Origin of the sequence: Aeromonas sp. R5-4 (assembly GCF_040908215.1) — a bacterium.
Taxonomy (GTDB): Bacteria; Pseudomonadota; Gammaproteobacteria; order Enterobacterales; family Aeromonadaceae; genus Aeromonas; species Aeromonas veronii.
In genome coordinates this window covers 74,337-96,190 of the sequence record NZ_JBFODG010000021.1, presented here as the reverse complement: position 1 = coordinate 96,190, position 21,854 = coordinate 74,337, and the positions used below count along the sequence as shown (strand labels likewise).

The window sequence follows — 21,854 nt, the reverse complement described above, 5'->3', positions numbered from 1 at the left end:
CATGAGTCACGCCGATATCCTTCACTTCACAAGCCAGGCGCTCTGGCTGGTGCTGATCCTCTCGATGCCACCTGTGCTGGTGGCGGCGCTGGTGGGCACCCTTGTCTCTTTGCTGCAGGCGCTGACCCAGATCCAGGAGCAGACCCTGGGCTTTGTCGCCAAGCTGATCGCCGTGGTGATCACCCTGTTTGCCACCACCGCCTGGCTGGGTAACGAGCTCTACAGCTTTGCCGATATGGTGTTGTTCAAGGTGCCGCAGATCCAATGACGCTGGAGAGCCTGCAGGCCCAGATGCTGGCCTATACCCTGCTGCTGCCGCGCTTTATCAGCTGCTTCGTGATGCTACCGGTGCTGAGCAAACAGATGCTGGGAGGAGCGATGATCCGCAACGGCGTGGTCTGCTCGCTGGCGCTCTACGCCTACCCCACGGTCGCCGACACCTTGCCGGATCAGATCGACGGCATGGCGCTGGCCATGCTGATCGCCAAGGAGGTGCTGCTCGGCCTGCTGATCGGCTTTGTCGCCGCCATCCCCTTCTGGGCCATCGAGGCGAGCGGTTTTCTGATCGACAACCAGCGCGGCGCCGCTATGGGGTCCCTGTTCAACCCGAGTCTCGGCAGCCAGACCAGTCCCACCGGCCTGCTGCTGACCCAGACCCTGATCACCCTCTTTTTTGCCAGCGGCGCCTTTCTCGCCCTGCTGGCCGCCCTGTTCCAGAGCTACATCAGCTGGCCGGTGGCGCACTTTTTCCCCACCATCGACGAGCAGTGGGTCAACTTTTTCTACAGCCAGTTCAGCCATATGTTGCTGCTCTGCGCTTTGCTGGCGGCGCCGCTGCTGATCGCCATGTTTCTGGCCGAATTCGGGCTGGCGCTGATCAGCCGCTTCGCCCCTTCACTTAACGTCTTCGTGCTGGCGATGCCGATAAAAAGCGCCGTCGCCAGCCTGCTGCTGGTCATCTATATCAAGCTGATGATGGACCACGCCTATCAACAGGTGCTGGCGGTGATGGATCCGCTGCAACTGCTGATCCCCATTCTGGAGGCGCGATGAGCGGCGAGAAGACCGAACAACCCACCCCCAAAAAGTTGCGAGATGCACGCCAGAAGGGGCAAGTGGTCAAGAGCAAGGAGGTGGTCTCCACCGCCATCATTCTCAGTCTGGTGGGCATGCTGATGGCGATGTCCGACTACTACCTCGAACATCTGGGCAAGCTGATGATGATCCCGGAATCCCACATCAACCTCCCCTTTACCCAGGCGCTCAACCATGTGGTGGAGAACCTGATGCAGGAGGTGGCCTATCTCTGCATTCCGCTCCTCGCGGTCGCGGTGCTGGTGGTGCTCGCCTCCCACTTCGCCCAGTACGGTTTTCTGCTGAGTGGCGAGTCCATCAAGCCCGACATCAAGAAGATCAATCCGGTGGAGGGGGCCAAGAAGATCTTCTCCATCAAAAGCCTGATGGAGTTCGTCAAATCTCTGCTCAAGGTGAGTCTCCTGAGCCTCTTGGTGTGGGTCACCATAAAGGGCAATCTGCAAGCGATGCTCCAGTTGCCCGGCTGCGGCATGAGCTGCATCACTCCGGTCCTGGGGGGCATGCTGGGCCAGCTGATGGCAGTTTGCGCCATGGGCTTTGTGGTGATCGCCATCGCTGACTACGCCTTCGAACACTACCAGCACATCAAGCAGCTCAAGATGAGCAAGGACGAGGTGAAGCGGGAGTACAAGGAGATGGAAGGGAGCCCGGAGATCAAGAGCAAGCGCCGCCAGTTCCATCAGGAGTTGCAGTCGAGCAACATGCGCGCTGACGTCAAGCGCTCCTCGGTCATCGTCGCCAACCCGACCCATATCGCCATCGGTATCCGCTACGAGCGGGGAGAAACGCCGCTGCCGGTGGTGACCCTCAAGTTCACCGATGCCCAGGCGCTGCAGGTACGCAAGATTGCCGAAGAGGAGGGGATCCCTGTGCTGCAACGCATTCCACTGGCCCGTGCCCTCTATCGGGATGCCCAGCTCAACAACTACATTCCCGCCGACCAGATTGAGGCAACCGCCGAGGTTCTGCGCTGGCTGGAGCAGTGGCGCCAGAGCGAAGGGCCACAGTGGTAGGGCAGTACGCTGCCCGCCTGGCCAAACAAACTGCACAACACGCGAAAAACTGACAAATCCCCGACCGCTCCCTGATATAGCGCGCCGTCACGGCTCGGTATCATCCCCTTATCGTCAACCCTGTCGGGAATAACATCATGGCCTTACCAGCAATCGGTGGACACATTCACCTCAACCGCCCAGCATCACCCCAACAGACAGAGGCCAGCCCGCTGCTGGCCAAGGGTAACAAGCTGTTCGAACAATCCGTCAAGCGCGGCATCGGCCACTTCCAGAGCAGCGATCTCAAGCAGGTCGTCAGCGCCCTGCGCCAGTTGCAAAGCGCCCCCGATAGCGGCAAAGCGCAGCGGGTGCAGGATGCAATCCAGCACTGGGAGCAGCACCACCCCAAAGAGGTGGCAGCACGCGGCGCTCGTCTGACTGAACTGAAGCAGGCCCTGGCAGAACAGGGTGCCATCACCAGAGCCGCCCCGCGACATGAACCGAAAGTGATGGCGGGGGGCACCCAGGCCCTGCTGCAAAAGAGCATGGCAGGACTGGAAAAACTGGGCAGTTACGCCTGTACCGATGCCCAGACCTTTGTCCAGCCCAACAACCCGAGCTATCAGAAGATCATCGGCAAACTCAACGCCTTCGGGCAGGATCCCCAGCGTCTGGCAGCCAACCAGCGCGCCAACAACAGCGCCAATATGGCCGCCATCCAGATAACCAGAAACAAGCAGCCACTATCCTTGCGCACCATGGAAAACATCGCCAAGGCGGTGGATGACGCCAAGGCCGGTTGCTGCTCGACCCTGGCCTATTCGGCGGCGGCCGAACTGCTGCGCCACAACAGTGACCAGCGGATCGAAGTGCTGGCCCATCGTGGTGCACAAGGTCACGCCCAGACCCACTGCTTTGTGGTGATTGGCCGTGCTGAGGGGAGCGAACTTACCAAGCCGGAAAGCTGGGGGCCACACGCCAAGGTAGTCGACCCCTGGGCCGCGACCATAGGGGCGCCACTGGTCGGTACCCCAGCCCGCCCCCCTATCGCCAACCTGTGGCCGCCCACAGAGTCGGTCTTTGATAACACCCATCGGGAGGATTAATGATGTTTCATGCCATGCTATCAACCCTCGTTCGCCAGCTATCCCTGCCGCAGGAGTGCCTGCACGAAGAGGGGCTGGATCTGCAGGCGGGCCCCTTCAGCCTCCATATTCGCGAACGGGATCAACTGGTGACCCTGTTTATTCCGCTGGGGGATATCCAGACCCCCTCCCTCGCCGCCATGGCCGACTGGCCTGTGCTGCAACTCAGTAGAGACAGCGAGCAGAGCACCCTGCTCTGGTGTCGCGAGTGGCTGGACAAGCTGGATGTGGATCTCCTGACCGATATGGTCAGCCGCATGCTGCATCAGGCTGAAGCCCTGACCCAAGGCACTGCACTAGCAGCTACCGAGCTCAGCGAGCCCGCAATCGAACCAGCCATGTCACGCCCGAACAGCGCTATCCCGACGACCATTCGCGCCTGATATCGGCGTCTGCTCATAAGGGAAAACAGCGCAACCAAAACGGGGCCATCACTGATGGCTCCGTTCTATTTCTCACCTTGAATGGATTTGCCCTACCCCACCTCCCCCAGTGCGCCGATCAGGGCGTCGAGTCCTTGATCTACTTTCGAGCGCGGGCAGCCGACGTTGAGGCGGATATAGCCTGTGCCTTCCGGGCCGTAGGTGTCGCCGCGCATGATGGCGACCCGATATTTCTCCACCAGCAAGGCTTGCAGCGCATCCATCCGTTCGGGGGAGTCGATGCCAAGGCCGTTCAAGTCAATCCAGGCGAGATAAGTTCCCTCGGGCACCCGATAGTCAATGGCGGGGAAGGCGGCGTTGAGCCGCGCCGCCACATGGGCGAGGTTGCCGTGCAGATAGCTTTTCAGGGCATCGAGCCAGGCAGCGCCATCGCGATAGGCACTGATATGGGCCAGCACCCCGAGAATGGGCGGCGATGATAGGCCATGGGCCGCCTTGAGCCGTTGCAGATAGGCGGCCCGCGCCGCGGCGTTGGCAATAAAGGCATAGGCACCGCCAAGGGCGGGGATATTGAAGGATTTGGAGCCCGAACTCACCAGCGCCCAGTGATCGTCCGGCGCCACCTCGCTCCACGGCAGGTAGCGAGCAAAGCTCACATCCATATGAATGTCGTCCGAGATGACCTTGACCCCGTGGCGCTGGCAGATAGCGGCCATCCGGCCCAGTTCATCCCGCGTCCAGACCCGCCCGGTGGGGTTGTGGGGGCTGCAGAGCAGCAAAATCCGGCAATCGGGGCGGGCTGCCTGTTGCTCGAAACATTGCCAGTCGATCTGGTAGCTCCCCTCTGCTTTTTTGAGCGGGCAAGGCAGCAGCACCCTGTCGTTGGCGGCCAGCATATTGCCGAAGGCGTCGTAAGCGGGGGTATGCACCAGCACCCCCTCCCCCGGCGCCGACCAGAGGCTCACCAGCTGAGCAATCACATAGATGACCGAGGGGCCATAGACCAGCGTCTCGGGGTCGAGGCTCGCCCCGTAGCGGTGGGCAAACCAGTCGCTTACCGCCCCCTTGAAGTCGTCGTGATTCCAGCGGCTGTAGCCAAATACCCCGTGCTCAAGGCGGGTTGCCAGCGTCTGGCGAATGCAGGGGGCAGTCTCGAAATCCATGTCGGAGATGGTAAAGGGGAGCAGATCGGCATGGCCAAAACGGTCGGCTACATAGTCCCACTGGGTGCAGTAGGTGCCGTGGCGGTCGACCACGCGGTCGAAATCATAAATATCGTGCATGAAGTTTCTCCCTCCATAAACAGGAGACATATTGGGAGAGGCAAACAAGGGGGGCTTGCGCCCCCCGTTCGGATCTTATTGGCCGGTTCAGGCCTCCATCAGGCTCTGCAACTGGTTTTTTACCAGATGCACCTGCGGGCCAATCACCACCTGCAGGTTGTGCTCATCGAGCTTGATCACCCCGATGGCACCGTTCGCTTTCAATACCTTGTCATCGACCCGGCTCATGTCCTGCACCGACATCCGCAGGCGGGTGATGCAGTTATCGAGCGCGAGAATGTTATCGGCCCCGCCCAGGGCGTTAAGGATGATTTCACCGTTGTAACCGCTGTTGCCGGCCTTCTTGCCTGCGGGCTGGGCAGTCTCGCTGGTCTCGATTTCACGACCGGGGGTTTTCAGGTTAAAGCGCACGATGGCGAAACGGAACACGCTGTAGTAGATGGCAAACCAGATAGCGGCCGCGACCGGCACCAGATACCACTTGGTGGCGGTGCCCTGCAGCACGCCGAACACCAGAAAATCGATGAGGTTGCCGTCGGTGTTGCCGATGGTGACGCCGAGCAGCCCCATGGTCATAAAGCCCAGACCGGTCAGGATGGCGTGAATGACGTAGAGCACCGGTGCCACGAACAGGAACAGGAACTCCAGCGGCTCTGTGATGCCGCCGATGACGCAGGCCACCACGCCGGAGACCAGCAGCGCCTTGATCTTGCCGCGATTTTCCGGGCGAGCGCAGTGATACATGGCGAGCGCCGCGCCCGGCAGGCCGCCGAGGAAGGCAGGCATCTTGCCCTGAGAGAGGAAGGAAGTGGCAGAGACCGAGAAGCCGCTGGTGTCGGCGCAGGAGAGCTCGGCGTAGAAGATATTGAGGGCGCCGCTCACCTCGTGACCGCATACCAGCTGGGTGCCGCCCGCTTCGGTAAAGCGAATGAGCGCCACCAGAATGTGGTGCAGGCCGAGCGGCAGCAGCAGGCGCTCACCGGTACCGAACAGGAAGGGGCCGAAGGGACCAGCGTGGGAGATGAGCGCCCCGATACCGTTGATACCGGCAGCAAACCAGGGCCAGACGAACGGCACGACCAAGCCGACCACACCCAGCACCAGCGCTGTGATGATGGGCACGAAGCGGGCACCGCCAAAGAAGGCGAGCGCATCGGGCATCTTGTAGGTGTAGAAACGGGCGTGGAGCTTCGCGACGATCACCCCGACGATGATGGCCCCCAGAATCCCGGTGTCGATGGAGCTGATGCCGAGGATCGATTTCACCCCGTAGGCCTTCTCCGCCGCCGCGTCACCGATGACGTTGGCCACGGTCAGGTAGAAGTTGATGGAGAGGTTGAGCGCCGCATAGCCGACGAAACCGGCAAAGGCCGCAACCCCCTTCTCTTCCCGCGCCAGCCCGAGCGGAATGGCCACCGCAAACATCACCGGCAGATAGATAAAGGCCACCAGCCCCACCTTGGTCATCCAGAGGAAAAGCAGTTGCAGCACGGTATTGTCGAGGAAGGGCATGCTCTGCTTGACCGCATCGCTGGTGAGCGAGCTGCCGACACCGAGCAGGATGCCCGAGAAGGCCAGCAGGGCGACCGGCAACATAAAGGTCTTGCCGAGGCTCTGCAGGAACTCCCAGATGGTGGATTTGGCTTGAGGCTTGGCCATGAAACGGCTCCTTGTGAATAGACAGCAATATCTGCGGCTTTCCCCGTGGCTGCTCGTAGCAATCTCGACGCAGAGGCGCGGGTCAGCATCAGGTTTTGCCGGATGATAAAACGTTTTATCAACTTACAAGTGCCGACAGGATCACAGAATAAGGGGGCTGGCTGGCAGCAGGATCCAAATTTGTGAGCCGGATCGGCCAGATGGTGATGTAACGTTTCACTTGGGCATATGAGCAGGTATGCTGGGGCCTCGCTTTCAACTGTCCGTCGTCCATTCGCCCTATGTCGCCCAAATCCCTCTCTGCCAAAGCCACCAAGATCACCGATGTCGCCCAGCGGGCTGGAGTGTCGGTCACCACCGTCTCCATGGTGCTCAACGGCAAGGGGCGCATCTCGCCGGCCACCGCCGAGCGGGTGCAGCAGGCGATAAAAGAGCTCGACTACGTGCCCAACAGCGCCGCCGCCAACCTGCGCAGCCAGCAGTCCAATCTGGTGGGGCTGATCCTGCGCGACATCACCGACCCCTTCTATACCGAGGTGACCGCCGGGGTGAGCGAGGTGCTGGAGCAGCAGGGCTATCTGCTGTTTTTGACCCAGTGCGGCCACAGCCCGGAGCGGCTGCAGCAGAGCATCCACTCCCTGTCACGGCAGGGGGTGGCGGGCATCATCTTCAATCCGGTGCGCGGCGCGGCGGCCAAAACCCTGGAGACCCTGCTCGATTCCGAGCTGCCGGTGGTGTGCGCCGCCCGCTCCTACTATCGGGATGACGTGGACTTTATCGGCCCCGACAACACCCACGCCGCCAAGCAGGCCACCACCTACCTGATCGAACAGGGCCACCGCCATATCGCCTACGTCGGCGGGCGGGCCGACTCCCTCACCCGCGCCGAGCGGATCGGCGGCTACTGCGCCAGCCTGCTGCAATATGGCCTGCCCTTCAAACCGGAGTGGGTACTGGAGTGCGATCGCACCCAGCGCAGCGCCGCCGACACCATCGCCCAGCTGCTGCACCAGCACCCCAAGGTGACCGCCGTGCTCTGCCACTACCCCGAGGTGGCGCTCGGCGCCATCTATGGCGTCGAGGCGAGCGGCCGCACCGTGGGCAAGGACAACTACATCGGCCAGCAGGTGGCCCTGCTCGGTTTTGACGACGTGGCGGAGGCCGAACTCACCTCCCCCGCCCTCACCTTTGTCAGCTCACCGGCCCGCGAAATCGGCCGTCAGGCGGCAAGACGACTGCTGACCCGGATGCAGCAACCCGAACTCGCCCCCAACCGCCATATCATCACCCCCAACCTGCAAAAACGGGAGTCGGCCTGAGTTGTGGTGCACAGGTAGGGGCGACGTTCTACCTGCGGTCACTGTACCAAATGGGCAGATATCACTCGTTTAATAAGTAATTTATTGATCTTTGGCAGGTTTTTACTGGGCAGCGGTTTTACCCAGCGGCTCTCTCGACTAATATGCTCCACTTGGCAACCACTCTTGCAGAGATAACCCTGTGCAGCCGTTTCGCCATCCACCACATCGCCGGATAACCGCAGCAGGCTGGAGGCTGTAATCCACGGGCGGTAGCGTTGTTTTTTCCCATTGCCCCCCCCTAAAGAGATGAAATACCACCAGAAATCTTCTGACCTCAATCTTGAATTATTAGAGAGTTAACAGGATAATTTAATTATCAATGCTTGAATTTTTAATACAGTCTTTATTTATATTATTAGCATCCGTAACAACTAACTAGTTGACACCCCATCTAAACATTTCTTACTAAAAGGATTAGGATTAGCATGACTACTCTAAGCGAAAAAAAGATCCCAATAGAATATTTTTCTATAAATGGTCTGCATGGTGAGCGAGATATTACGATTAACTTCAAAGAAAAAATAAAAATATTCGTGGCAGAAAATGGTTACGGTAAAACAACAGCCTTGAGAATATTTAATAACTTTTTTTCAAAAAACCACAAGATATCTGAAGATAATTTCAAAAATATAACATTAAAAAAACATGGCACCCCTGCATATACATTCCACAAGGAATTAACAGGGCTTTTGTTTGGTGATATTTTACAATCCATTGTAAGGGATAACAGCTATCAAGAGGATGCTTTTTTTGAATATCTTCGTGTCAGGGCTAAACTATTAGCGCCATTAGACATTCCTTTTGCAATTTCAATATTATTATCATATTCCGCTGACGAGACCCTTTCTGAAAAGGATATTATAAAATCAATAACAAATGACTTTAAAGATCTACATTTTAATGAAACCTACATATCTAATTATGCCTCAATTATAAGGAAAATATATGATGAGCATTTCGATATTTTCTTTTTAGAGCGAAATCAAAAGAAAAATGTACGTGGATTGTACAATGAAATAAACTATATATATAGAAAAGAAAAAAATAATAACTATGATTTTACACCTATTAGAAAATGGCTTATTGATGCTTTAGATTACATCGAAATATTTCAAGATTTTGAGCTCATATATCTTCCTACGTATAGATTAATTGAAAGTAACATTATACAGTTCAAGGATGATAACAATATATTTTTCGACGAAGCAAAAGAGATTTTCGACACACATCCAATAATTAACTTTGGCACTGAAAAAATAGAAAGAACATGGGAAAGATATTCCAATCAAATCAGAGAGGCAACAACAACCGAATTCCAGAGGCTATCATCTAAATTGCTAATGGATTTCGTGGAAGACAACATAGAAATAATAAACAATAAAAATGCAAAGAACAAAATCATAAAGTCATCCTTAAGTTCAATAACAAAGCTCAATGACAAAATCTATAGTGACAGTGACAAAGAAAAAATTCGTAACTTTATTAAAGGTGAATATAATGAAGGCGCATTTATAAAAAACAACTCTGCCTTTTTTTATGTTTTAAACTATCTATCAACCATTCACGATAAACAAAGAACGACTTTAGAATTGCTTAACAAATATTGCAATGCGATTAACTCATTCTTTAATAACAAAAAAGTTATTATTGACGATTTTAGCGCTGATATTTATATAGAAAAGAAAAAATCAAATAAAAGAATTAGTCCTGAGAGTCTTTCATCAGGTGAAAAACAAATCCTTTCTCTTTTTACTAGGCTGTTTTTAGAAAAAGAAAACAAAGAAGAAAAGTCATATTGGATAATATATGATGAACCAGAACTGTCATTATCTATTGAATGGCAAAGTATTCTACTCCCTCAAATAATGAGTTCAGGAAAGTGTTCATTTCTATTATGTGCTACACACTCACCTTTTATCTTCGATAATGATTATGCAAAGTATGCCAGTGATCTATCTCTCCACTCAAAGGAGTTGGAAAATGGAAAATAGTTCTCGCGTAGATGAAATGCAAAAAAGAGGAAGAAGAGTACAAACAACTTTCCTTCGATTTACAAGAATATTTAACCCCAATAAAATAGGAAGTAAGTTTTACTTTTTTATGGAGGGTGTGGATGATCCAGTGTACTATCAGAACGCAATAAGAAAAATCATACCTCCCTATGATTGGGAGGTTATTAATTGTGAAGGTAGAAAATATGTCACAGAAATAATAGAATTTTTATCAACTCATACTGAAGACACTTACAAAAATAGCTTGTATTTTGGTTTCATAGACAGAGATCATTTCGAAGTAGATGATAGCAGAAATGCTCGTATTTATACCATTCCAAGTTATTCGATTGAGAATCAATATGCAACAGATGAGTTCATGCAGGAAGTGCTAAAGATTCAATTTTATCTATCGCCAGAAAATAGTGAAAATAATGATTTTAATTCATGTATGAATCATTTTATAGAGGCGAGAAATAGTTTTTGTTCTGCTATAAAAAACTTGGACTGTTATATTCGCTCCACTCATCTAGAACATATTAATAACATTAAGAAGCACACATTACACCTGTCCAACATAAAATTGAATGATTTTTTAAAAATTTCTTTGAAAGACCATACCCAAATAAAGAAGAATCCTGATTCTTGGCATCTCGAAGCCATGGGCTTATCAACGTTAGAAGTCCTTCCTGAAACATTTCAAGAATCTATACAGACTTATAATGAATTATCAGATAAGCATCTCTTTGTGAGAGGTAAGTTTGTTTTATGGTTTATGAATAAGTATATTTCCGAACTTATTGAGGAGCATAAGAAAAACAACATAAAATTATTTCATGACTCTCGAAAAGACACTCTTGGATTTAAACAGACAAGGTTAACATCAAATGGTTCAGAAATAGATTTCATATCTAAATTTTCTATATATTCGACATATCCAAATTGTCTTATTCAATTTTTAACTACAGCAAAAAACATGGCTATCAACTAAAAGTCCATAAAAGATGAAACGTTCTTAAATTAGAAAGAAGTTATAATAGCCAAGATAAAGTGGTGTAATTAACTTTGTTCATTGCACCCTACGGTGCGCCGATGGCTGTGGTTTCATTTGCTCACTACTGTGGTGGGCTGTCTTGCACCGATGGCGCACCCCATTTATCCAGCTTGTTCTGCTCACGCCTCCCCTGCGCCCCCTCTCGCTTCCCGCCAACGAAGCCATTTCTGTGCGTTGGCTCACATCCCGCCACCGTTTTTCACCTCACAAATTTATAGAAAGAGCGCTCCCACCCACTGAGTAAAAACTCACCGCATGGCCAAGGCGCTGAACCACACATAAACACAACCAATTGATTTTAATCATCAATAAAAACATGAGCGATTCAATCCGCCCCCAAGTCGGCAGCTGTTCAGCTTTGCGATCAGGGTCACACTCGAGGTAATGGCGCACAAAAATCCAGTTATTCGCACATTTGTCCGATAGGGTGACCTCTGCCCCGGCGCGATAATAGTCGGGTCAATTTTGTCTGCATGCCGGCCTGCAAGGGCGGCATGCCAACAGGCTCCGGCAACGGAGCGGGGAGAGCGCCATGATCACCACCTTGATCAATGAACATCTGATCAACCTCGATTTGAAAGCGACGCGTAAGGAAGAGGTCTTCACCGAGATGGCCCGCCTGCTGGCGTCGCAAGGCAAGGTCAGCGACGAGCAGGCCTTTATCAAGGATCTGTGGGCCCGCGAAGAGCTGGGCAACACCGGCTTTGAAGAGGGCGTGGCCCTGCCCCACGCCAAGAGTGCAGCGGTATGCAACCCGGCGGTCGCCATCGGCATCAGCCGCAACGGCATCGAGTACGGCGCCGAAGATGGCAAGCCATCCCATATTTTCTTCATGATCGCCTCCCCCGATGGCGGCGCCAACCACCATATCGAGGTGCTGGCCGAGCTCTCCGGCAAGCTGATCGAAGAGGGCTTTATCGCCAAGCTGCTGGCGGCCAACACCTCGGCCGATGCGCTGGCGCTGCTGCTGGCCAAGAAAGAGGAGCAGAGCGCGGCCCCTACCACCAGCAAAGGCTTTATCATCGGTGTCACCGGCTGTCCAGCCGGTATCGCCCACACCTATCTGGCGGCCGAGTCGCTGGAGCGCGCCGCCAAGGAGCTGGGTTATGAGGTGAAGGTAGAGACCAACGGCTCCATCGGCGTCAAGAACAGCCCGACCGCAGACGAGATCGCCCGCGCCAGCGCCATCGTGGTCGCCTGTGACAAGCAGGTGGACATGGCCCGCTTCTCTGGCAAGCCGCTGATCAAGACCGGCGTCAAGGCCCCCATCAAGGATGGCAAGGGTCTGATCGAGCAAGCCCTGAAAGCCCCCGCCTATGTGGCGGACAAGGATGAGAAGCAGGGTGACGAGAAGCGCACCAGCGGCGGCAGCTCGGATCTCTATCGCTACCTGATGAACGGCGTATCGCACATGATCCCGTTTGTAGTGACCGGTGGTCTGCTTATCGCCCTGTCACTGGCCATCGGCGGCAACCCGACCCCGAGCGGCATGCAGATCCCCGAAGGGAGCATGTGGAACCAGATCCTCAACGTGGGTGTCGCCGCCTTCACCCTGATGATCCCCATTCTGGCGGGCTATATCGCCTATGCCATCGGTGATCGTCCGGCACTGGCACCGGGCTTTATCGGCGGCTGGATCGCCAACAACGGCAGCTTCTACGGCGCTGACGCCGGTACCGGCTTTATCGGTGCCATCATTGCGGGCCTGTTGGTCGGCTATCTGGTGCGCTGGATTGCCACCCGTCAGTACCACAAGATGGTACAACCGCTGGTGCCAATCCTGATCGCTCCCATCGTCGGTTCCCTGTTTATCGCTGCGGTATTCATCTTCATCATCGGCGCTCCCATTGCCGACATGATGACCGGCCTCAACGCCATGCTGCTCTCCATGAGCGGTGGCAGTCTGGTGCTGCTGGGTATCGTGCTGGGTGGTATGGCTGGTTTTGATATGGGTGGCCCGGTCAACAAGGTGGCCTTCCTCTTCTCCGTCGGCATGATCGCCTCCGGTCAGACCCAGTTCATGGGTGCCATGGCTTGCGCCATCCCGGCCGCTCCCCTTGGCATGTCGCTGGCTACCGTACTTGGTCGCAAGCTCGGCATCTTTGACGAGTCCGAGATCGAAGCGGGCAAAGCCGCCGGTGCCATGGGTCTGGTGGGTATCTCCGAAGGTGCGATTCCGTTCGCCGCCCGTGACCCGCTGGCCGTTATCCCGGCCAACATTCTGGGCAGCATGACCGCCGCCGTGATGGCCTTCCTGTTCGGCATCACCAACAGCGTTGCCCACGGTGGCCCCATCGTGGCCCTGCTGGGTGCGGTCAACAAGCCGCTGCTGGCCCTGCTCTGCATGATCTGCGGTGCCATCGTCACCGGCGTGGTGGCGGTTGCCCTGAAAAAACTGCGGGTAAAAAAGAGTGACGAGGTTACCCTGGCCAAGGCGGCCTGAGTGCCCCTCGCCATCGCGGCTCGTCGAGCATAAAAGAGGCCACCCCATGGGGTGGCCTCTTGTTTTTTGGGATGGCTGGTGGGCCGTATTTCCCAATATCTCCCCCCGAGAAATAGTGGTCAACAAGCACTCTTCCTCGTCTCTCCCTTCACCTCTCTCCTTGCCTTTCCCTTGCTCCCTTCTGGCCTCTCCCCTCCTCAGCCCAGCACTCACACAGAGCGCCAAACTGGCTGAAATGGCAGCAATCCGGCGTCAGCGGTGTGATGTTTCTCACGCTTTGTCCGCGAAAGCGCAAAAACTAGGAAAATTTCCTAGCCCCACTAGGGATGGCTCTCAAGCCATTTTTTGCCCCTCTTATTAGAGTCACCTCACCTGATGTCGTGACCCGCACCGCGACGGGCAATGTGCCCCGTCATCCCGTGCCGGGCCCGGGTTTATATGGATGGAGCGTCGAGCGCAGCAACGGCTGACAGCCCCGACGTTCCGTTCCCCCTTCCGTGGCGTGACCTCGAACAACCTATCTACAAATGAGGGGCGCGGCGGAAATACCGTCTATCTCGCAGAGGATGAACGAAGATGTTGAAATTGCTCCAACAGGTCCGGGTCCCCACCCTCGACCTGCCGGTCGAAGCCCGGCGCAAGCTCTGGTTCAAGCCGTTTATGCAATCTTATCTGGTTGTATTTATTGGCTATTTGACCATGTATCTGATCCGCAAAAACTTCAACATTGCGCAAAATGACATGATCCAGGAGTACGGTCTCTCCATGACCGAGCTTGGCATGATCGGCCTTGGCTTCTCCATCACCTACGGGGTGGGCAAGACCATCGTCTCCTACTACGCCGATGGCAAGAACACCAAGCAGTTCCTGCCGCTGATGCTGATCCTCTCCGCGCTCTGCATGCTGGGCTTCAGTGCCAGCATGGGCGGCACAGGTTTTAGCCTCTACTTCATGATCTTCTTCTATGCCCTGAGCGGTTTCTTCCAGAGCTGTGGCGGTTCCTGCAGCTACTCCACCATCACCAAGTGGACCCCTCGCAACAAGCGCGGCACCTATCTCGGTATGTGGAACCTCTCCCACAACGTGGGCGGTGCCGGTGCAGCCGGTGTGGCGTTGTTCGGTGCCAACTACCTGTTTGATGGCAACGTGCTCGGCATGTTTATCTTCCCCTCCATCATCGCGCTGATCGTCGGCTTTATCGGCCTGCGCTTTGGTAGCGATTCACCGGAAGCCTATGGCCTGGGCAAGGTGGAAGAGCTGTTTGACGAAGTGGCGAGCGAAGAGGATATCGCGACCGAAGAGCAGCAGCTGACCAAGTGGCAGATCTTCGTGAAGTACGTGTTGCTCAACAAGGTGATCTGGCTGCTCTGCTTTGCCAACATCTTCCTCTACGTGGTGCGTATCGGTATCGACCAGTGGTCTACCGTCTATGCCCACCAGGAGCTGGGCTTCTCCAAAGACGTAGCTATTCAGGGCTTTACCTTCTTCGAAGTGGGCGCACTGGTCGGCACCCTGATGTGGGGTTACCTCTCCGATCTGGCCAATGGCCGTCGTGGTCTGGTGGCTTGCGTGGCGCTGGCGCTGATCATCGCGACCCTGGGTCTCTACCAGCATGCGACTACCCAGTTTATGTTCCTGGGTTCCCTGTTCACCCTGGGCTTCCTGGTGTTTGGTCCGCAACTGCTGATCGGTGTCGCCGCCGTGGGCTTCGTCCCCAAGCAGGGCATCAGCGTAGCCGATGGCGTCAAGGGCACCTTTGCTTACCTCATCGGTGACAGCTTCGCCAAACTGGGTCTGGGCATGATCGCCGATGGCACCCCCATCTTCGGTCTGACCGGCTGGACCGGCACCTTCGCGGCGCTGGATATCGCAGCCGCCGCCTGTCTGGTGCTGATGGGCTGTGTCGCGGTCGCCGAGGAGCGCAAGATCCGCCGCATCAAGCGCGAACTGAAAGCCGCCGAGCTGGCTGCCCAGACCGCCTGATAGCCATAACAACAGACGCAGATTGTTCAGGGCCACCCACAGGGGTGGCCCTTGTTGTTTGGAGCAACCAGACACCCGACTGGCCCGGCATGAGCCTGCACAGCCGTTCAAGGGACGGGCATATCCCCATCAAGATCCCACTTTTCATATGGACTTTTGGTAAAAGCCCCCCACTGACGCTATCTTGTTGCTCCCCCTTGTCAGCATCACAGAGAGCAGATGAAGATCGTTGCCGTCACCGCTTGCCCGACCGGTATTGCCCATACCTATATGGCTGCCGATGCCCTGCAAAAAGCCGCCACTGGGCTGGGACTCAAGATCAAGGTCGAGACTCAGGGCGCCATGGGCATGGAGAACATGCTGACCGCCCGCGATATTGCCAGCGCCGACCTGGTGCTGATTGCCTCCGATATCGAGATTGAGCAGAAAGAGCGCTTCCTCGGCTGCACCATCCATCAAGTGAGACTGGAAACTGTGTTGCTGGATGCCAACGCCGTACTCAAGGCCCTGCCGATCCCGGCCTGATGCTGACCAGCGAAATCACCTTCTACTGCCAGCAGGGGTTGAGCATCACCCAGGCCAAGCAGTTGAACCGGCTGGCGGGGATGTTCAAATCCACCATCCGCTGCGCCAACCTTACCCGGCGTCAGACCGTTGCCGCCAGCAACCAGCTCTCCCTGTTGACCCTCGCCACCCAGCCCGGCGACCTCTGCCAGTTGCAGATTGAAGGGTGCGATGCCGAGCTCGCCCACATGGCCTTCACCTGCTGGTGCGGGGAGCTGGGTCAACCGCTGGTGCGCCCGCGCACCGCCGCGCTGGCGGAGTTGCGACTGGCCAACGCGCTGCCCGACTACCATTTTGCCCTGCGCCAACTGGCCCATAGCCCAGAGCCGCTGACCAAGGCCGAAGCCCTCGAGCATCTGATCGATCTGCTGCCCGCCGAGCTGATCACCGACCGCGCCACACTGACCGCCGCGGTGGAGCGGCGCGAGCAGGTCTCGGCCACCATCATCCGCCCCGGCCTTGCCATGCCTCATGTATTGAGCGAAGGGATCAGCCAGCCAACGCTGGCCCTGCTTAGCTGCAAGGAGCCCATCGAGTGGGGCTCTCAAATCGGGCCGGTGCAGACCATTATTCTGCTGGCGGTGCCGATTGGTAGCGGACGGGAGACCCTGCGCCCCCTTACCCGACTGGCACAGGCGATGATCGACGATGTGGTCAGCCACGCCCTGCTGTTGGCGGGCTCGGCCCCCGCCCGTCAGGCTATCGTCATCGAGAGCCTGCTAAGCTAGGCGAAGTGGCTCTGGGCGCTGCTTGCTGTAACGCCAGCCATTCATCCAGCCCTCAGCACCCTGTGGTACACTCGCTGCCATCGTCTGTCTGAAGTGTGTATCCGATGAAATCTCCCCGCTCCCGTCTATCTATCAACCGTACGCCGCGCGATAACGCTCCGCGCACGGCGGCCAAACCAGCCGCACCCCGCCATGCATCCCCCCGCAAACCGGAGCTACCCCCAGAGGATCGCAAATTACTCCTGCTGAACAAGCCCTACATGGTGCTCTGCCAGTTCACCGACGAGGCGGGCCGCGAGACCCTCAAGGATTACATCAAAGAGCCCGGCATCTATGCCGCAGGGCGCCTCGATCGCGACAGCGAGGGGCTATTGCTGCTCACCAACGATGGCAAGCTGCAGGCGCGCCTCACCCAGCCGGGGGAGAAGACCCCCAAGACCTACTGGGTGCAGGTAGAAGGCATCCCGAGCGAGGAGAAACTGGCCGCCCTGCGCGCCGGGGTGGAGCTCAATGACGGCATGACACTGCCCGCCGGGGCGCGCATCATGGATGAACCTGCGGTGTGGCCGCGCAATCCGCCGATCCGCGAGCGCAAGGAGATCCCCACCAGCTGGCTGGAGATCAAGATCATCGAGGGGCGCAACCGCCAGGTGCGGCGAATGACCGCCCATATCGGCCACCCCACCCTGCGCCTTATTCGCTACGCCATCGGCGACTGGACCCTCGATGGTCTGGCACCCGGCGAGAGCCGCAGCCTGCCCGCCCCCGAGCTGGTGCCGAGCTCCAGCAGCCGCCCGCGTCCCTCCTCATCCCGTTCAGGCGGTAACGCCAAACCGACAGGGGATGCGCCACGGCGAGCCAGCCAGCCGAGACGGGACGAGCGCCCCCGCACCACTCACCCAACCGAGCGTTCAACTTCAAACCCGATCGGCGGCAAACCCCGCAGCAGCGGGCGAGGAACGGCACGCCGACCGGCCCGTGCGGGCAATCCCGATAGCAACGACAAGGAGTCATGATGAGCAATCAGGCAGAGCAATCGACCACCAGTCACGCCCGCATGGAGGCGCGCCTGACAGTCGCCGCCCTGGTGCAGTGGCAGGGGCGCTTTCTGGTAGTGGAAGAGGAGATCAAGGGCCAGCGCCGTTTCAACCAACCCGCCGGCCATGTGGAGCCGGGGGAAAACCTGCTTGAAGCGGCTTGCCGCGAGCTCAAAGAGGAGACGGGTCTGACCGCCATGCCGACCGCCTGGCTTGGTACCTATCTGTTCAAACCGGCCGACAGCGATGCCACCTATGTGCGCACCGCCATCATCTTCGACCTTGAAAAAGCGCCGGGTCAGCACCATCCAGAGGATCCTGACGGCGATGTGCTGGCTTGCCACTGGCTCACTCTGGAAGAAATAGCGGAATGCAAACCGGCTCTGAGAAGCCCCTTGGTGTGGCAGTGTATTCAGGATTATCTGGCGGGTACACGGCTGCCACTGTCGGCACTCAAGGCCTTCATCTGAAAGCCTGCCCACGCTCTTACTACGAGGCCGTGATCAAGGCTCATGTGCTGCTCGGAATCCTCACGTATATATATACGCTCCGGTTCCTGCGCTGCTCTTTACCTTGCTGACGGCCTCTCGTGACAGATCGTGAACAGGCTATACGATATCGTTTGGCACCACTTTTTCATCATGGTGCTGACAAACAGAAAAACGATTTCCTGCTATCAGGCTCCTGATGGGAACTGCGGCATGGATATGTGACCGGGGGCGCAAAACTCTGGTAGAATACGCCCCGTTTAAACGAACTGGTAACTTCGACTAATGACAGACAACAGCCAAATCAAGGTGATCGTCGGCATGTCCGGCGGCGTGGATTCTTCCGTCTCGGCCTACCTGCTCCAGCAGCAGGGCTATCAGGTCGAAGGCTTGTTCATGAAGAACTGGGAAGAAGACGACACGGACGAGTACTGCTCTGCCGCCCAGGATTTGGCTGATGCCAAGGCCGTCTGCGACAAGCTGGGGATGAAACTCCACACCATCAACTTCGCGGCCGAGTACTGGGACAACGTGTTCGAGCACTTCCTCGAAGAGTACAAGGCTGGCCGCACGCCAAACCCCGATATCCTGTGCAACAAGGAGATCAAGTTCAAGGCGTTCCTCGAATTTGCCGCCGAAGAGCTGGGTGCCACCTACATCGCCACCGGCCACTATGTGCGCCGTGACGACAGCACCGGCCGCCCGCGCCTGCTGCGCGGTCTCGATACCAACAAGGATCAGAGCTACTTCCTCTACACCCTGAGCGAAAAGCAAGTGGGTCAGAGCCTGTTCCCGGTTGGCGATCTGGAAAAGCCGGAGGTACGCCGCATCGCCGAGCAGCTGGATCTCATCACCGCCAAGAAGAAAGACTCCACCGGTATCTGCTTTATCGGCGAGCGCAAGTTCAAGGACTTCCTGGCCAAGTTCCTGCCCGCCCAACCCGGTAAAATCGAGACCGTGGATGGCAAGGTGATCGGCGAGCATCAGGGTCTGATGTATCACACCCTGGGCCAGCGCAAGGGGCTTGGTATCGGTGGGCGCAAAGACGCCACCGAAGAGGCCTGGTATGTGGTCGACAAAGAGGTCGAGCGCAACGTGCTGGTGGTGGCGCAGGGCGAACATCCCCGCCTCTACTCCGATGGCCTGATTGCCAGCCAGTTGCACTGGGTGGATCGCACCCCCATTCGCGAGCCGCGTCGCTGCACCGTCAAGACCCGCTACCGCCAGCAGGATATCCCCTGCCTGATCCAGCCCATCGACGACGAGACCATCCGGGTCATCTTCGACGAGAAACAGGCTGCGGTGACCCCGGGCCAATCCGCCGTCTTCTATGACGGGGAAGTGTGTCTGGGCGGCGGCATCATCGAACAACGTTTCAGCCATCCGGTTTGAATCCTTAACAGAAGGCAGCAGACGTGAGCGATAAATTCCAAGACAGAACAATGGCCTTTGCCGGCATCTGCCAGGCCGCGTATCTGGTGCAGAAGGTGGCCCGAGACGGCAGCTGTGACGAGGCCGCCCTGCGCGAGAGCCTCTCCAGCATTCTGGTGACCAACCCGAGCCAGCCGCTCGAGGTGTTCAACAACACCCATCTGGCCATTCGCGACGGCTACCGTGCGCTGGTCGAACAGCTGGGTGCCGACGGCAGCCAGAAGAATGCCGAGCTGACCCGCTACGTGGTGAGCCTGATTGCACTGGAGCGCAAGCTGGCCAAGCGCAAGGACATTCTCAATATGCTGGGTGAGCGGATCAGCCAGATTGGTCGCCAGCAACAGCACTTCGATCTGCTCGACGAGCAGATTTTGGCCAACATGGCGAGCATCTACAGCGATCTTATCAGCCCCATCGGGCCGCGCATTCAGGTGGCGGGTACCCCGCTGTTCCTGCAGCAACCGCTGGTGCAGCACAAGGTGCGCGCCCTGCTGCTGGCGGGCATTCGTGCCTGCGTGCTGTGGCGTCAGCTCGGTGGCAGCCGCACCCAGATCATCTTCGCTCGCAAGAAGATGGTGGAGCTGGCCAAACGTTACTAATCATCGGCTCGCGCGCGGGCAAGCGAGGTCGACATCAGGGTGAACAGCCGCACATCCGCCTTGATGACAACTCAGCCCCACGCGCGAGTGGATACGGATCCCCCACACAAATCATCAGGAGTTCACCCCATGGAGCTGTCCGCGCTGACTGCTGTTTCCCCGATTGACGGTCGTTATGGCGACAAGGCCGATGCCCTGCGCCCTATCTTCTCCGAATTCGGCCTGCTGCGTTTTCGCGTCGAAGTCGAGGTGCGCTGGTTGCAAAAACTGGCCAGCCACGCCGGGATCCCGGAAGTCCCTGCCCTGAGCGCGGCCGCCAACGCCCTGCTCGACGGCATCGTCAGCAACTTCAACGAGAGTGACGCCGCCCGTATCAAACAGATCGAGCGCACCACCAACCATGATGTGAAAGCGGTGGAGTACTTCCTCAAAGAGAAGGTCGAAGTGAACCCGGAGCTGGCGGCTGTCAGCGAGTTCATCCACTTCGCCTGCACCTCGGAAGACATCAACAACAACTCCCACGGTCTGATGCTGAAAACCGCCCGCGAAGAGGTAATCAAGCCTTATTGCGAAAAGTTGATCGGCGAGCTCAAGCGCCTGGCCCACGAGTACCGTGACATGCCGCTGCTCTCCCGCACCCACGGCCAGCCGGCGACCCCGAGCACCATGGGCAAGGAGATGGCCAACGTCGCCTACCGTCTGGAGCGCCAGTTCAAGCAGATCATGGCGGTGGAGATCCTCGGCAAGATCAACGGTGCGGTCGGCAACTACAACGCCCACCTCAGCGCCTACCCGAATGTGGACTGGCACCAGTTCTCCGAGGAGTTCGTTACCTCCCTGGGTCTGACCTGGAACCCCTACACTACCCAGATCGAGCCGCACGACTATATCGCCGAGCTGTTCGACGCCATGGCCCGCTTCAACACCATCCTGATCGACTTCGACCGTGATGTGTGGGGTTACATCTCCCTGGGTCACTTCAAGCAGCGCACCATCGCAGGCGAAATCGGCTCCTCCACCATGCCGCACAAGGTCAACCCCATCGACTTCGAGAACTCCGAAGGCAATCTGGGTCTGGCCAACGCCGTGTTCCAGCATCTGGCAAGCAAGCTGCCCATCTCCCGCTGGCAGCGTGATCTGACCGACTCTACCGTGCTGCGCAACCTCGGTGTGGCGGTGGGTTACTCCCTGATTGCCTATCAGGCGACCCTCAAGGGCATCTCCAAGCTGGAAGCCAACGACGCCGCCATGGCCGCCGATCTGGATGCCAACTGGGAAGTGCTGGCCGAGCCGATCCAGACCGTAATGCGCCGCTACGGTATCGAGAAGCCCTACGAGAAACTCAAGGAGCTGACCCGTGGTCGCCGCGTCGATGCCGAAGGGATGCGTACCTTTATCGACACCCTGGAGTTACCGGAAGCGGTCAAGGTCGAGCTGAAGAAGCTGACCCCGGCCAACTACATCGGTGACGCCCAGCGTCTGGTTGATCTGCTGAAGTAAGCCAACCGGCAGTGACGAAGGGGCCCTGTGCACGATACGCCACAGGGCCCCTGTTATTTTCCCTGCCACGGCAGGATCCCGAGTGGCTTTTCCCAAGCCCGCCTTGGGCAAAACC

At 56.9% G+C, this 21,854-nt stretch carries 19 protein-coding genes; 17 read left to right on the top strand and 2 right to left on the bottom strand.

The annotated features are described in order from the left end of the window. Nucleotide 1 precedes the first annotated feature (1 nt). The 5 genes from ascS (at nucleotide 2) to AB5Y83_RS10075 (ending at nucleotide 3,618) form a co-directional block, all read left to right on the top strand. Nucleotides 2-268 carry a SctS family type III secretion system export apparatus subunit AscS gene (ascS, locus tag AB5Y83_RS10095; RefSeq protein WP_005334586.1) on the top strand — a complete coding sequence of 89 codons (267 nt, stop codon included), beginning with the start codon at nucleotides 2-4 and terminating at the stop codon, nucleotides 266-268. After that, a complete protein-coding gene (gene ascT / locus AB5Y83_RS10090) occupies nucleotides 265-1,053 on the top strand; it encodes a SctT family type III secretion system export apparatus subunit AscT (protein ID WP_019446797.1) in 789 nt (262 codons plus the stop codon). The genes ascS and ascT overlap by 4 nt, the downstream gene beginning before the upstream one ends. Next, nucleotides 1,050-2,108 (top strand): SctU family type III secretion system export apparatus subunit AscU, encoded by a 1,059-nt coding sequence (ascU, locus tag AB5Y83_RS10085; RefSeq protein WP_368173625.1) that lies wholly within the window; start codon nucleotides 1,050-1,052, stop codon nucleotides 2,106-2,108. Before ascT ends, ascU begins: the two co-directional genes overlap by 4 nt. 137 nt (nucleotides 2,109-2,245) lie before the next feature. Then, nucleotides 2,246-3,196, top strand: coding sequence for a hypothetical protein (locus AB5Y83_RS10080; protein ID WP_309506997.1), 951 nt, complete (start codon nucleotides 2,246-2,248; stop codon nucleotides 3,194-3,196). Continuing rightward, nucleotides 3,196-3,618, top strand: a complete 423-nt coding sequence (locus tag AB5Y83_RS10075) for a hypothetical protein (protein WP_181497150.1) — start codon at nucleotides 3,196-3,198, stop codon at nucleotides 3,616-3,618. The genes AB5Y83_RS10080 and AB5Y83_RS10075 overlap by 1 nt, the downstream gene beginning before the upstream one ends. A 92-nt stretch (nucleotides 3,619-3,710) precedes the next feature. On the opposite strand, the gene AB5Y83_RS10070 is transcribed toward AB5Y83_RS10075, so the two are convergent. Together AB5Y83_RS10070 and malX are read right to left on the bottom strand one after the other, a co-directional pair. Next, nucleotides 3,711-4,901, bottom strand: a complete 1,191-nt coding sequence (locus AB5Y83_RS10070; RefSeq protein WP_368175105.1) for a MalY/PatB family protein — start codon at nucleotides 4,899-4,901, stop codon at nucleotides 3,711-3,713. 87 nt (nucleotides 4,902-4,988) lie between these two features. After that, complete coding sequence (gene malX, locus AB5Y83_RS10065) at nucleotides 4,989-6,560, bottom strand: maltose/glucose-specific PTS transporter subunit IIBC (protein ID WP_139493458.1); 1,572 nt, start codon at nucleotides 6,558-6,560, stop codon at nucleotides 4,989-4,991. A 281-nt stretch (nucleotides 6,561-6,841) separates the two neighbouring features. Here malX and AB5Y83_RS10060 point away from each other — a divergent pair, with 281 nt between their 5' ends. The 12 genes from AB5Y83_RS10060 (at nucleotide 6,842) to purB (ending at nucleotide 21,739) form a co-directional block, all read left to right on the top strand. Beyond that, entirely contained in the window at nucleotides 6,842-7,879 is a 1,038-nt protein-coding gene (locus AB5Y83_RS10060; RefSeq protein WP_058055769.1) for a Mal regulon transcriptional regulator MalI, read from the top strand. Nucleotides 7,880-8,346: 467 nt separating this feature from the next. After that, entirely contained in the window at nucleotides 8,347-9,912 is a 1,566-nt protein-coding gene (locus AB5Y83_RS10055) for an AAA family ATPase (protein WP_368175104.1), read from the top strand. Next, nucleotides 9,902-10,903 (top strand): DUF4435 domain-containing protein, encoded by a 1,002-nt coding sequence (locus tag AB5Y83_RS10050; RefSeq protein ID WP_368175103.1) that lies wholly within the window; start codon nucleotides 9,902-9,904, stop codon nucleotides 10,901-10,903. Before AB5Y83_RS10055 ends, AB5Y83_RS10050 begins: the two co-directional genes overlap by 11 nt. 595 nt (nucleotides 10,904-11,498) lie before the next feature. Then, on the top strand, nucleotides 11,499-13,409 hold the full coding sequence (locus AB5Y83_RS10045; RefSeq protein WP_368175102.1) for a fructose-specific PTS transporter subunit EIIC: 1,911 nt from the start codon (nucleotides 11,499-11,501) through the stop codon (nucleotides 13,407-13,409). 576 nt (nucleotides 13,410-13,985) lie between these two features. Next, nucleotides 13,986-15,392 carry a hexose-6-phosphate:phosphate antiporter gene (gene uhpT / locus AB5Y83_RS10040; RefSeq protein WP_005353611.1) on the top strand — a complete coding sequence of 469 codons (1,407 nt, stop codon included), beginning with the start codon at nucleotides 13,986-13,988 and terminating at the stop codon, nucleotides 15,390-15,392. Between the two features lie 219 nt (nucleotides 15,393-15,611). Then, entirely contained in the window at nucleotides 15,612-15,917 is a 306-nt protein-coding gene (locus tag AB5Y83_RS10035; protein WP_005334611.1) for a PTS fructose transporter subunit IIB, read from the top strand. Beyond that, nucleotides 15,917-16,684, top strand: coding sequence for a PTS sugar transporter subunit IIA (locus tag AB5Y83_RS10030; RefSeq protein WP_368175101.1), 768 nt, complete (start codon nucleotides 15,917-15,919; stop codon nucleotides 16,682-16,684). Before AB5Y83_RS10035 ends, AB5Y83_RS10030 begins: the two co-directional genes overlap by 1 nt. A 104-nt stretch (nucleotides 16,685-16,788) precedes the next feature. After that, entirely contained in the window at nucleotides 16,789-17,700 is a 912-nt protein-coding gene (gene rluE, locus AB5Y83_RS10025; RefSeq protein ID WP_368175100.1) for a 23S rRNA pseudouridine(2457) synthase RluE, read from the top strand. Next, nucleotides 17,700-18,191 carry an NUDIX hydrolase gene (locus AB5Y83_RS10020; protein ID WP_368175099.1) on the top strand — a complete coding sequence of 164 codons (492 nt, stop codon included), beginning with the start codon at nucleotides 17,700-17,702 and terminating at the stop codon, nucleotides 18,189-18,191. The genes rluE and AB5Y83_RS10020 overlap by 1 nt, the downstream gene beginning before the upstream one ends. A gap of 303 nt (nucleotides 18,192-18,494) precedes the next feature. Continuing rightward, nucleotides 18,495-19,601 carry a tRNA 2-thiouridine(34) synthase MnmA gene (gene mnmA / locus AB5Y83_RS10015; RefSeq protein ID WP_005353619.1) on the top strand — a complete coding sequence of 369 codons (1,107 nt, stop codon included), beginning with the start codon at nucleotides 18,495-18,497 and terminating at the stop codon, nucleotides 19,599-19,601. Nucleotides 19,602-19,624: 23 nt separating this feature from the next. Further along, nucleotides 19,625-20,239 carry a high frequency lysogenization protein HflD gene (gene hflD, locus AB5Y83_RS10010; RefSeq protein WP_005334622.1) on the top strand — a complete coding sequence of 205 codons (615 nt, stop codon included), beginning with the start codon at nucleotides 19,625-19,627 and terminating at the stop codon, nucleotides 20,237-20,239. A 129-nt stretch (nucleotides 20,240-20,368) separates the two neighbouring features. Continuing rightward, nucleotides 20,369-21,739, top strand: coding sequence for an adenylosuccinate lyase (purB, locus tag AB5Y83_RS10005; protein WP_368175098.1), 1,371 nt, complete (start codon nucleotides 20,369-20,371; stop codon nucleotides 21,737-21,739). Nucleotides 21,740-21,854: the final 115 nt, after the last annotated feature.